The following is a 13,625-nucleotide window of genomic DNA, read 5'->3' on the forward strand; positions in this document are numbered from 1 at the left end:
ACGGTTTTTTTGTGCTATTTTTGTCAATCTAATACAAAAAATCGCTTGGGTTCAAAATACACGCTTATGAAGCAATTGAGTTGGTTATTGCTACTTTTTACGTTCTCCCTGCAGGCGCAATTCCAATGGAATGGTTTGGTGAAAGACGCGAAGACCAATCACCCCTTGCCTTTTGCGAGCATTAGCAGCAACACGGGTTTTCAAACCATCTCGGATGTAGACGGGAAATTCCATCTCTTAAGTCCGAATCCTATTTTGGATTTTACGGTTTCTTATTTGGGTTACACACCCTTCCAACAAATCATTACGCCCAACAAAACGTTTTATGTAGTAGCATTACAAGAAAAGTCCAATGATTTGAATGAAGTGCTTATTTCTAAAGAAAATCAGGCTTTACAAATTATTCGAAAAGCTATAGCAGTCAAATCAGTCAATAATCCGCAGCAAAAAAATAATAGCTTTTCGTTTAAATCCTATAATAAACTCCTAGTTACCGCCAATCCTGACTCGATTAACGGCAAAATTGATTCGGTTTTTGTAGACAAAACGTATGGTAGAGAACTGGTAAAAGTAGATTCTTCTAACTACAAGTTTAAAGAAATCATCAGCAAGCAGCATTTGTTTCAAACGGAGAAAGTATCGCTTTTTCAGTACCAAAATACCCACTTAAAAGAAGTCATTTTAGGAACCAAAATGGCTGGCTTCAAGCAACCAATTTATGAAGTCATCGCGTTCAATTTGCAATCTTTCTCAATTTATGAACCCAAATATGAGTTGTTTGAAACCAAATACAATAGTCCCATAGCCGATGACGCGCCAGCGCATTACAACTACAAGCTACTGGATTCGGTAGCCATTGACGGCAGGACTACCTATATGATTTATTTCAAAAACAAGAAAAAGAAAAATGCCGCAGGACTAGAAGGCGTTTTGTATATAGACACGAATTCCTATGCGATTGCCAAAGCTATTATGCGAATAAAAGGCGTGTTGGACATCAGCGGGACTCATGAATTTGTGTATCTACCTAAGGAAAAAATTTGGTTCCCCTCGGCCAAAACGTTCCAAATTGTGAAAGGAAAAAGCGATGATGACATTAAAATTCTTGGTGGAACCATACAGTTTGATGGTGACATTGAACAAGGATTCAAACCGCGAAAAAAGGAAGCTACCGATATTAGTTATTTGATTTCCAAAAGCTACAATTTCGATATAGAATACAACAAAGCTGTCAAAATCAAACAGCCAACAATAGTCATTGACATTCAAGAAGACGCTATCAATCAAACTGATGCCTTTTGGGAAGCGTATAGAAAAGAAAAGTTGGATTTGCGCAGTCAAAAAACCTATGCTGCTGTAGATAGCATTTCGATAAAAAATGGCATTGAAAGCAAACTGCTGTTTGGTAGAAAGATTATCAATGGGTATGTGCCCATTAGTGTCATTGATTTTGATTTAAGAAAGTTTGTGAGTTTCAACAACTACGAAGGTTTTCGATTAGGAGTTGGCGGCATCACCAATGATTCTTTTTCTAAAAAATGGAAAATAGAAGGCTATAGCGCTTATGGCACAAAAGACGGGACTTTTAAATATAGTTTAGGGATTGGCACCCGAATCAATAAGTTTTCGAATACTTGGTGGGGCGTTTCGTTTACGGATGATGTGCGAGAAATAGCAAGTACCACTTGGACAGTTGACCGAAGAGCGTTCAAAATTTACGACCCAAGACCTATCAACATTAGTACTTTTTACCATTATCAAACGTGGAAAACGGGCGTAGAAACCAAGTTTATTCCAAAAACGGAAAGTATTTGGGAACTCTCGAACACTTTTGTGGAGCCAAAGTTTAATTATGCCTACAATCTAGACGGCAAACTTTTTACGAAATACAATTTGACTACAGCTATGGTTTCGTTGCGTTGGAATCCGTTTAGTGATTATATGCAAACGCCTACGGGAAGAATTGAAACCGAAAAAAGATACCCAAAATTTACGTTTCAGTTTACCAAATCGTTACCTAATGTGGGCAACAATGATTTTGAGTTTAGTAAAATCGACTTTAGAACCGAATATCAAAAGAATTACTTGAACGGACAAAAAACGAGTTTGCTCTTTGAAGCAGGTTATACTATTGGCAACTTACCGTTGACACATTTGTACAATACCTCGCCGAATAATTTGAATAAAGAAACGATTATTCAGCGTGTGACTTTTGCGGGTAAAAACAGTTTTGAAACGATGTTTTTTAATGAATTTTTCTCGAGTAAGTTTGCTTATTTTCAGTTCAAGCACAGTTTTAATCGCATTCATTTGTTGAAAAAAGTGAAACCCAACTTGGTATTTGTGAGCCGAATGGGATTAGGCGATATGGAAAAACCAGAACAGCACGTTGGCATTAACTACAAAACCCTACGCGATGGCTATTTTGAATCGGGAATTGAGTTGAACCAAATTTATAACGGCATCGGGCTAGGTGGTTTTTACCGTTATGGACCGAACCAATTGGCAAAATTCCAAGATAATATTGCGGTGAAAATTAGCTTTATTTTGAATTTGGGATTCTAACTCAGATTTCAAGAAAGTGGTGCTTTGACAATTCACATCTACTTATACTTTGCTATTAGTTTTAACCGCAAGGTTCGCAAAGGGAAAAACGCAAGGTTCGCAAGTTTTGCGTGAGGGATAGAAGCGGCATCCTCTTGGGGCGGGGTTCGACCCAAGAGATATAGCGTAGAGCCCGACAGCATAAAACAAAGAGAGCCACTCAATAGTTAGTTGAATGGCTCTCTTTGTTTTATGGTGACACGTCCTAATTTAACCCAGATTCCGCATTAGAAATTTACTACAACTAAATTCTTCTTCAAAACCAAGAACTTACTCCCATTTTTAAATTCAAAATACGAAAGTATTCCTTCTTCAAAAATAGTCCGTGAGCTCTTGCTTTTATTGAATAATTTAGTTTCGCTACAAAGTCTAATGCGGATTCTGGGTTTAACTTAATGTTCGGAAACCATTTTTAATCCGATAATGGAAGCGATGAGGGTAAGCAGGAAGAAAATACGCCAAAAAGTAGCAGGTTCTTTGAAGACTAAGAGTCCGACGAGAACGGTTCCTGCAGCGCCTATTCCTGTCCAAACGGCATAAGCGGTTCCGATGGGGAGGGTTTGTGTGACTTTGTAAACTAAGGACATACTGATGGTGAGACAGGCCAGAAAACCGAGAAACCAGTAGGTGGATTCGGTGCCTTGAGTTTCTTTGGCTTTGCCCAAACAAGTGGTAAATCCTACTTCGAAAAGGCCAGCAATTAGTAATAAAATCCAGTTCATACTATGGTTTTATGATTAATACCGAAGGGACTCCGCTCAGCCAAACGCTTCTGGAATCCACAAGTGCTTTCCAGCTTTCAAGGCTAATCATCATCAAATCTTGCTCGGCTAGGAATTCTTTTTTGATGATTTTTTCGCCATACAAGGTGATGTTGTTTGGGAATTTATGCTCCAATGAACTTATGGCGCTTCCGATTACAAAATTTGATTTGATGTGTCCGTTGACATCCAAAACTACTACTTTGGACTTGTTGTTATGGATGAGTTTTTGAGCGTAATCAATCAAGAAGGCATCTTCGGAGCTGAAGATAGGGATAAAAATGGTGTTTACTTTTTGTAAATCTTTGTCAATTAAGATTCCCACAGGCATTTTGGCTTTGAGCAAAATTTGACGGGTTCTTTCATCAAAAGGAGAATTAGCAAACAAGCCTTCTTTTCCTGTGAATTTATCCATTAATCGCTCTGGATTGATGATTCTAGTGGTAAAACCAATTACTTTTCCGAGCAAAGTACCTTCAAAAATAGATTTCCCGAGTCCTACTAATAATAGGTCATATTCGCCTTGATTAGCAATATCGGTGATTTCTGTTTCGATGTCGACTGTCGCTTTGAAGATGGTAGTTACTTCTTGTTTTAAGATTTTTGATTCCTCTTGAATCGGTAAAAATGCCGCAGTTTCTTTGTCTTCTAAAGCAAAAGGATGCATTTCGTTACTAATAGACAAATGCATAGCAGTAACCGAAGCGTCTTTTTGTTTACGTACTAGACCATTAGCCAAACGCAGGAGTGACCTTCCTTTTTCGTTATTGCCAAAAGAAATCAAAACGCGATATACTTTGGATTGTTCCAATTCTTCTACCTCAACATCGTCTTTGGTCTTGAAAATGAAATTGATTAAGTTAAGGGCTGGTCCTGTCATAAAAGTAGTGACCAATGCCATAATTACCATCATAGTAAATACCGCTGGAGTCAACACTCCCAACTCTAAACCAATGTTTAGCACGATTAATTCCATCAAGCCGCGCGTGTTCATCAATGCACCGATGGTTAAACTATCTCTCCAATTTTGCCCTACAAATTTGGCTGCTAAAGCACTACCAAAAAACTTACCTACTACAGCTACCAAGATGATGAAACCCGTTACTTGCCATAAATAAGGGTCGTTGATTAGACCAATTTCGGTTCGTAAACCTGTGAATACAAAGAACAAAGGCAAAAGTAAAATAACAGATACATCTTCTACTTTTTCTATAAAAACAATTCTGAATTTAGCCACATCTGGCATAATCACACCTGTCATAAAAGCCCCAAAAAGCGCATGTATTCCGATTACTTCTGTTGCATAAGAAGCAATAATAAGTGTGACAAAAAAGATGGCTACTACAGGTTTGCTTATCGCCTCTTTGGCTCCGTATAAATCTCCAATTCTTTTAAGGAATGGCTTAACAATCAAAAGCATAATCAACACAAATCCGACAGCCAAAGAAATCACATATAAAGAACTCACAAAAGAACCCGCTTTTACAATAGCAATTACGGCAGCCAATAAACACCAAGCTGTAATATCATCAGCGGCAGCACAAGTGATTACGATGGCTCCCAATTTGGTTTTATGAATGCCGCGTTCTTGTACGATTCGGGCCAAAACAGGAAATGCAGTTATACTCATTGCAATTCCCATAAACAAACTAAACGAGAGAAATTTTACCCCGCTAGGTGCAAATTGGTCATATACAAAATACGCCAAACCAATTCCGAGTGTAAACGGAATCACGATGCTTGCGTGACTAATCACAACGGCATCATTAGCTTTGTTTTTTAGCACCTTCAAATCTAACTCCATACCAATCACATACATAAAAAGTATCAAACCGATTTGGCTTAAGAATTTTAGATTTCCGAGAGATTCTACAGGAAACAAAACTCCCGAAAACTCATGGAAATAAGTCCCTAACAAAGATGGGCCTAAAGCAATACCTGCAATAATTTCACCAATTACAGAAGGCTGTCCTATTTTCTTAAAAATCCAACCAAAAACTCTGGCCACAATAATTATGGTGATGATTTGAGCCAAAAGTATGGCCAAAGGTTCTTGAAAACTATGCTGCATAGATGCAATAAAATCCAGCCAAGCATCTTTTGGTCCTATGGTTGTTTTTTTGACATCCGTTCCTTCAAGTAATTTCCCATTTTGTATAATCCAATACATTAAGGCGGAAAAACCTCCAGTAACAGAAAGATAAAACAGGGTATTTTTATAATTCTTCATTTATTTATTTTAGGCTGTAATGAAATGCTCATTTAACAAAGATGAGAAAATCAAATATAACAATTATATCAGGAATAAGAATATTAACCAAAATTTAAAGATTTTCCGAAAGCTTAAAAAAAAACTACCATCTAACCAAGGATTTCCTGCCTTTTTTAATCGAGGTTTCGTTACCTTTGCACCCTTTTAACTACAGAAAATGATTAAATGGTTTAGTTTGGGATTTTGGGAGCTCATCGCTCGTATTGTCCTTAGAAATAGAATTTTAATACTCTCTATCATTGCAGCAATTACCGTCTTCTTGGCGCTACAATGGAAAAATATTCATTTTACGTTTACCGAAGCAAATATGTTACCCGATGACAACATTGCGAATGTAGAATACAATGCCTTTTTGGACAAATTTGGAGAAGAAGGCAATTTGATAATTATAGGAGTTAAAGACTCCACTTTTTTTACACCAAAAGCCTATGCTGCTTGGAGTAAATTGATGAATACCATCAAAAAAAATCAGGAAGTAGACTTGGTGGTTTCGCTCAATGATTTGAAAAAACTGCAAAAAAATGAAACCTTAGAAAAATTCGAATTGGTTCCTTTTGTAGACGAATCGAAAACTCTCGATCCGAAATACCTGAAAACTATTAAAAAAGAGTTGTTCAATGACCTTCCTTTTTATGAAGGTTTACTATTCAACAAACGATCTGGAAGTGTTCGCTCGGCGATTTATATGGACAAAAAAATCGTAAATACTAAGGCTCGTAAAACCTTTGTTTTAGAAAAATTAATCCCGGCGATAACCACTTTTGAAAAAGAAACCAAAATTGACCTTCGCGTTTCGGGGATGCCTTACATTCGAACGTTGAATGCCAAAACGATTACCGACGAGATTAGTATTTTTATTGGCGCTTCGTTATTGATTACTTCTTTATTGTTTTTCTTCTTTTTTAGAAGCTTCAAAGCGACTTTAATTTCCATTATTATTGTGGTGATTGGTGTAATGTGGTCGTTTGGTTTTCTGGGCTTATTCAATTATGAAATTACTATTTTGACGGCCCTAGTTCCTTCATTGATTATTGTGATTGGGATTCCGAATTGTATTTTCTTGACCAATAAATACCATCAAGAATTTAAAGTACACCGCAACAAAGCCAAAGCCCTTCAAAGAGTTACCACCAAAATTGGAATGGCTACTTTGATGACCAATTTAACAACGGCCATTGGTTTTGCCACTTTTGTAGCTTCGAACAATAATTTATTGTTGGAATTTGGTGTGGTAACCTCAATCAATATTATGGCTTTGTTTTTCTTGAGTTTGGTATTGATTCCAATTTTTCACAGTTACTTGAATCCTCCCAAAGAAAGACATCTTGAACATTTGGATAGGGGCTCTGTGAAGAAATTTATGGATTGGATTCTTAGAACAATCAAAACCAATCGTTTCTCGATTTATGTCGCTTCTATCTCATTGCTTGTATTTAGTATTATCGGTATTTATGAAATGCGCATTTCGGGAAGTTTGATTGAAGATATGCCTAAAAAAGAAGCATTCTTTCAAGATATTGTTTTCTTCGAAAAAGAATTTGATGGTGTGATGCCTCTAGAAATAATGATTGACACCAAACGTAAAAAAGGAGTAATGAAATTATCTACTCTAAAACGTATGGAAGAACTAGAAACTGCGATTGAGGAAATTCCCGAATTATCTAAACCTATTTCGATTGTGAATTTGGTGAAATATTCCAAACAAGCTTACTACAATGGCAATCCTGATTATTATGAATTGCCAACGTCGCAAGAACAAGCATTCATCCTCTCGTATGCCAAAAATGCTACAGCCAATAGCAAAGAAAATTTAATGAAAAGCTATGTAGATAGCACTGGTCAATATGCCCGAATCACCACCTTTATGCGTGATGAAAGCGGTGACCAAATTGCTAAAATCGAGGCCGAAATTAGAAAGAAAGCCGATAAATTGTTTCCTAAAGAACGCTACAATGTTATCATAACTGGGAAAGCATTGGTGTTTCAAAAAGGTACGGGCTACTTGCTTGACAACTTGCTCTCGTCGCTGATTTTTGCCTTTTTCTTAACGGCACTTTTGATTGGATTTATGTTCCGTTCGTTCAAAATGATATTGGTTTCTATCATCCCTAATTTATTGCCTTTATTCTTAACGGCTGGTTTAATGGGCTTTTTGGATATCCCATTAAAACCTTCGACTATTTTAGTGTTTGGAATTGCCTTTGGACTATCCGTAGATGATACCCTCCGATTCTTGTCGCAATACCGCGAGGAATTAAAAAAGAACAATTGGAAAATCAAAAAATCAGTGTATGCTACGTTTAACGAATCGGGATTGAGTATGTTTTATACGTCTATAGTGTTGTTTTTTGGATTTTCGGTGTTTATGTTGTCTAGCTTTGGCGGTACGATTGCTTTAGGCGGATTGATTTCATTAACTTTATTATTTGGTATGTTGTCGAATTTGATGTTACTCCCCGCTTTGGTGTTGACTTTGAACAAAACTTTGGCCAATGAACAAGAATTTATTGAGCCCAAGATTGACATCATCGAGCGTTCTGATGAAGAGATTGACTCACTCACTAACGATAAAAAATAAATAGCTGTTTATGAGAAAGATACTATACGTTTTTGTTTTAATGTTCTTAATGCTTGGTGCTTTTGGTCAAACGACGACAATTTACTTGATTCGTCACGCCGAAAAAGTAGACAATTCTAAAAATCCTGATTTATCTAAAGCGGGTTTGGAACGCGCCGAACATTGGAAAACGATTCTAGCACAAGTTCCGCTAAGGGTGGTGTACAGTACAGATTTTTTGAGAACGGTACAAACCGCTACTCCAACTGCTACTAGTAAAAATTTGGAAATCATAAAATATGACCCAAAAACTCTCGACCTTGAACAACTCAAAAAAGAACACAAAGGTCAAGCTATTTTGATTGTAGGCCATAGCAATACGACGCCTGATTTGGCAAATAAAATCATCAATCAAAAGGTGTATGCGCCAATTGATGATACTGTTTTTGGAAATTTATACATCATTACCATTAGCGGAAATGAGGTAAGTCACCAATTGCTGCAAGGGTTGTAAACCAAGAAACGACTGGTTTCCCTACTGCCCTAGCCCCGATTGTAGTGGAAATCCTTGTGAAAATAAAGACTAATTTTTCTTGACAAAAAAGAGCGACCAGCGGAAGCTCCTTTTTTGGGGTAGAAAAATAGTATTTATTGAACAAGATTGTAACGAAAAGCGGGAAATAGCTCCTAAAAAATAAACACAAAACAATTATATTTGCATAACGCTTAAAGCACCGATTTTTGTTTTGAGCGCGTATTTAAATCTAAAAATCTAAAATTAAGATGAAACACACAAAAGTTAAAGACTTATTAAACAGTACAACGACGCTTCAGGAAGTGAATGCAAAAGGATGGGTGAGAACGTTTAGAAATAATCAGTTTATTGCGCTGAATGACGGTTCTACTATTAATAATATTCAGTGTGTGGTTGATTTTGAAAATACACCAGATGAGACATTAAAACGCATTACGACTGGCGCTGCTATTTCGGTTATTGGCTCGTTAGTAGAAAGTCAAGGTGCTGGTCAGAAATATGAAATTCAGGTAAAGCAATTGGAAATTTTGGGTGACTCAGATGCGGAGAAATTCCCAATGCAGCCTAAGAAACACTCTTTGGAATTCTTGCGTGAGAATGCGCATTTGAGAGTAAGAACGAATGCTTTTGGCGCGATTATGCGCGTGCGTTCGGTTTTGGCTCACGCCGTACACACGTATTTTCAGGAGAAAGGTTTTGTGTATGTGAATACGCCAATCATTACTGGCTCAGATGCAGAAGGTGCGGGTGAAATGTTTAAAGTGACCGCTTTGCCTTTTGACAACACACCAAGAACTGAGGAAGGTAAAGTAGATTACAAAAAAGATTTCTTTGGTAAAGAGACCAACTTGACGGTTTCTGGACAATTAGAAGGTGAAACGTTTGCCATGGCGTTGGGTCAGATTTATACTTTTGGTCCTACATTTAGAGCTGAAAACTCAAATACTTCTCGCCACCTAGCAGAATTTTGGATGATTGAGCCAGAAGTAGCTTTCAATGATTTGGAAGACAATATGGATTTGGCTGAGGATTTCATTCAATTTGTGATTAAATATGTAATGGATAAATGTCCAGAGGATTTGAAATTCCTAGAAGGACGTTTGTTAGAAGAAGAAAAATCAAAACCACAAGCTGAAAGAAGCGAAATGGCTTTGTTGGAGAAATTGAACTTTGTATTGGAAAACAATTTCAAACGCGTTTCCTATACAGAAGCAATTGATATTTTGAGAAATTCAACTCCGAACAAGAAGAAAAAATTCCAATACATCATTAACGAATGGGGCGCTGATTTACAATCAGAACACGAACGTTACTTGGTGGAAAAACACTTTAAGTGTCCAGTGATTTTATTTGATTATCCAGCCAACATCAAAGCATTTTATATGCGTTTGAATGATAATACAGAACCTGGAAAAGAAACGGTTCGTGCAATGGATATTCTTTTCCCTGGTATTGGAGAAATCGTAGGAGGTTCACAAAGAGAAGAACGCTACGATGTTTTGGTAGAAAAAATGAAAACCTTAGGTATAGACGAAGAAGAATTGTGGTGGTACTTAGACACCAGACGTTTTGGTTCTGCCGTACACTCTGGTTTTGGTCTTGGTTTCGAAAGATTGGTATTGTTTGTAACTGGAATGACCAATATTCGTGACGTAATTCCTTTCCCAAGAACACCAATGAATGCGGAATTCTAAAAAAGTTTACTGTTGTTTAAAATGGTTTAAAGTTGTTGCCTACAACACAACAACTTTAAACACTTAAACCTTATACCTTTAAACTATTAAAAAAAATGCTAAAGCAATTTTTAAATTTAAAATTATCTCAGAAATTATCTCCTCAACAAATTCAGTTGATGAAGTTAATTCAATTGCCTACGCAAGCATTTGAACAACGTTTGTTAGAAGAAATGAACGAAAATCCAGCTCTAGAAGCAGGTAAAGAAGACGACTACGAGCAAGACGAGTTTGAATCCGAAGACTACGACGATTATGATGATGCAGAAGCCGATAGAATAGAAGCTGATGACATCAATATTGATGACTATTTAGGCAGTGACGACATCCCTGATTACAAAACCCAAGTCAATAATTATAGCGACGATGATGAAGACCGCGAAAGTCCCTATGCTGCTCCTATTAGTTTTCACCAAGACTTAATCAACCAACTCAATACTTTTATTCTCAACGAAGAAGACCGAGAAATTGCAGAATTCTTAGTGGGAAGTATTGATGATATGGGTTACATTCGAAGAAGCATTCCTGATATTGTAGATGATTTAGCCTTTACACAAGGAATCTACACCGATGAAAAAAATGTAGATAGATTACTTCACGTTATTCACGAATTGGAACCCACAGGAGTTGGCGCAAGAGATTTGCAAGAATGTTTGCTACTACAACTCAAACACAAAACACCTACAGAATATATTGAATTAGCCATTGATATTATCGAAAATCAGTTTGATGCTTTTACCAAAAAGCATTACGATAAATTGATGCAAAAATACAGTGTCTCTAACGAACAACTAAAAAAAGCGATATACGAAATTGAGCGATTGAACCCAAAACCAGGAGGTTCTTTTGCAGGCAATAGTAAAATTACCGAAAATATTGTTCCGGATTTTGCCATCAGAATTGTGGATGGTGAATTGGAATTAACGTTGAATGGGCGAAATGCTCCATCATTGCACGTGTCTAAAGACTACCAAGAAATGATGCAAACGTATAAAGATTCTAGAGACAAATCGACACAACAAAAAGAGGCTGTTCAGTTTATCAAACAAAAATTAGATTCGGCGAAATGGTTTATTGATGCTATTCGTCAACGTCAAGAAACACTTTTTGTGACGATGAATGCCATTATGCATTACCAAGAAGAATTTTTCCTAGATGGCGATGAAACCAAGTTAAAACCAATGATTTTGAAAGACATCGCAGACTTGGTTGGTCTTGATATTTCGACAATTTCTAGGGTAGCCAATAGCAAATATGTAGAAACACCCTACGGTACCAAATTGATTAAAGAATTTTTCTCAGAAGCGATGATGAACGACCAAGGTGAAGAAGTTTCAACTTTAGAAATCAAGAAAATTCTAAAAAACACCATCGAAGAAGAAGACAAACACAAACCACTTCCAGATGACCAATTGGCCGAAATATTAAAAGAAAAAGGCTATCCAATTGCCAGAAGAACCATAGCCAAATACCGAGAACAACTCGATATTCCGGTGGCAAGAATGCGGAAGAAAATGTAATAAAAAAATCCCAACGAGTTGTTGGGATTTTTTATAGTGCTATATTATTTTTTGTCTTTATCGTCGTGCATCGCATGATAAAAAGCAGCTCGGCTTAAGGGCTCATATTCCTCTGTTTCCCCTAACATAACGAGTTTATCATTGTCTGTTTTTCTGAAACTGTAATTTGCTAAATTTCCTGTTCGAGTGCACACTGCATGTACTTTGGTCACATACTCGGCCGTAGCCATCAATGCCGGCATCGGACCAAAAGGATTCCCTTTAAAATCCATATCCAACCCTGCCACAATTACTCGAATCCCTTGATTGGCTAAATCATTACAGACCGTAACAATTTCATCATCAAAAAATTGAGCTTCGTCAATGCCAATAACGTCACATCCTTGCGCCAAAAGTGCAATATTAGCTGCTGCAGGAACTGGTGTAGAACGGATTTCGTTCTCATCATGCGACACCACCATTTCCTCGTGATAACGCGTATCTATAGTAGGTTTGAAAATTTCAATTCGTTGTTTGGCAAACTGAGCTCGTTTCAGCCTGCGAATGAGTTCTTCTGTTTTACCCGAAAACATGGAGCCACATATGACTTCGATCCAACCAAATTGTTCTTTATGATTTACTGTATTTTCGAGAAACATTTTGTATTTTTCTACCTTTAAAAATGAATAGTTTTTATTACTTTGTAATGGGAACAAATTTATTAAAAAAGACACACCCTACTCACTATAATACCAAAAGTTATGAAAAAAAGATTGGAGGCTGATTTAGTTAGCATTGCGCATAGAATTCTACAACTTAAAAACAAATCGGATGTGAATGTGCTCTTCTTAGAAACCCAAAAACTTTACGAAAAACTGGCGATTTTAAAGTTTGTCGAAGAAAACCTAGGAGATATCAAACCTACTATTGGACAAGTTGCAATTGAAGATGAAATAGAAAAAGCCTTTGATTTAGCTGAAATCAAAACTGAAATCCCAACTTCTGAAGCCGTTGCAGCAATTGAAATTCAAAAGCAAGAAGCTGCCATTGAAACGGTTTCAATTGTAGACCAATTGCTAGACAATATTGCTCCCGAAGACAGTATTTTGGAAGCGCTGACAAGTGAACCAGAACTCCTAGTAAAAGAAGAAAAAATCGCTACTACCTTTGTTCCTATTTTTGATAAAACCTCAACTTCTTCAGAAAATTTTACAACAACAGTTGAAGAAATAGCACCTAAAAAAGAAGTGGTTCAAATTTCTTTTGAAGATTTATTAGGAGGAAACTACACCGAAGCCCAATTCGTAAAAGTAGACAGTTCCGAAACTAGTAAAGCCAATGTGACCTCAGCTTTTGATTTGACTTTTGATAAAGTTGAAACATTAACCGAAGAAAAAGAGAATAAGCCCAAATCATTGAACGATAAGTTAAGTAAAAGTATTGCCATTGACTTAAATGATCGTATCGGTTTTGTAAAACATCTTTTTGGCAATAGTAATGAAGATTATAATCGTGTATTGAGTCAACTGAATAGTTTTAATAATTTCTATGAAACTAAAACGTTTATTGACGAAATGGTAAAACCAGATTATAACAACTGGGAAGGAAAAGACGATTATGCCAATCGATTCATGGAAATTGTAGAGAAAAAATTCTTGTAATTG

General features: G+C 36.7%; 9 protein-coding genes. 6 read left to right on the top strand and 3 right to left on the bottom strand.

All coding sequences use genetic code 11. From position 1 onward, the window contains the following. Positions 1–66: 66 nt before the first annotated feature. Complete coding sequence (locus tag WFZ86_RS06560; RefSeq protein WP_342691199.1) at positions 67–2,565, top strand: DUF5686 family protein; 2,499 nt, start codon at positions 67–69, stop codon at positions 2,563–2,565. A gap of 431 nt (positions 2,566–2,996) precedes the next feature. On the opposite strand, the gene WFZ86_RS06565 is transcribed toward WFZ86_RS06560, so the two are convergent. Continuing rightward, positions 2,997–3,326 (bottom strand): DMT family transporter, encoded by a 330-nt coding sequence (locus tag WFZ86_RS06565; RefSeq protein WP_342691200.1) that lies wholly within the window; start codon positions 3,324–3,326, stop codon positions 2,997–2,999. A gap of 1 nt (position 3,327) precedes the next feature. Then, on the bottom strand, positions 3,328–5,595 hold the full coding sequence (locus WFZ86_RS06570; protein ID WP_342691201.1) for a cation:proton antiporter domain-containing protein: 2,268 nt from the start codon (positions 5,593–5,595) through the stop codon (positions 3,328–3,330). 199 nt (positions 5,596–5,794) lie between these two features. On the opposite strand from WFZ86_RS06570, the gene WFZ86_RS06575 reads away from it, so the two are divergent. From WFZ86_RS06575 to rpoN, 4 genes are all read left to right on the top strand, one after another. Continuing rightward, the gene (locus WFZ86_RS06575) at positions 5,795–8,215 is read left to right on the top strand and encodes an efflux RND transporter permease subunit (RefSeq protein ID WP_342691202.1); all 2,421 of its coding nucleotides are present in this window, start codon (positions 5,795–5,797) and stop codon (positions 8,213–8,215) included. A gap of 10 nt (positions 8,216–8,225) precedes the next feature. Continuing rightward, a complete protein-coding gene (locus tag WFZ86_RS06580; protein ID WP_342691203.1) occupies positions 8,226–8,708 on the top strand; it encodes a SixA phosphatase family protein in 483 nt (160 codons plus the stop codon). Positions 8,709–8,977: 269 nt separating this feature from the next. Beyond that, entirely contained in the window at positions 8,978–10,423 is a 1,446-nt protein-coding gene (gene asnS / locus WFZ86_RS06585) for an asparagine--tRNA ligase (protein ID WP_342691204.1), read from the top strand. A 95-nt stretch (positions 10,424–10,518) separates the two neighbouring features. Then, positions 10,519–11,982 carry an RNA polymerase factor sigma-54 gene (rpoN, locus tag WFZ86_RS06590; RefSeq protein WP_315172878.1) on the top strand — a complete coding sequence of 488 codons (1,464 nt, stop codon included), beginning with the start codon at positions 10,519–10,521 and terminating at the stop codon, positions 11,980–11,982. Between the two features lie 44 nt (positions 11,983–12,026). Here the strand turns inward: rpoN and WFZ86_RS06595 are convergent, their stop codons facing one another. After that, entirely contained in the window at positions 12,027–12,620 is a 594-nt protein-coding gene (locus tag WFZ86_RS06595; protein ID WP_342691205.1) for a thymidine kinase, read from the bottom strand. A 102-nt stretch (positions 12,621–12,722) separates the two neighbouring features. On the opposite strand from WFZ86_RS06595, the gene WFZ86_RS06600 reads away from it, so the two are divergent. Then, positions 12,723–13,622: a hypothetical protein gene (locus tag WFZ86_RS06600; protein ID WP_342691206.1), complete on the top strand. Its 900-nt coding sequence runs from the start codon at positions 12,723–12,725 to the stop codon at positions 13,620–13,622. The last annotated feature ends 3 nt before the right edge of the window (positions 13,623–13,625 follow it).

Source organism: Flavobacterium polysaccharolyticum (assembly GCF_038739875.1).
GTDB lineage: Bacteria > Bacteroidota > Bacteroidia > Flavobacteriales > Flavobacteriaceae > Flavobacterium > Flavobacterium polysaccharolyticum.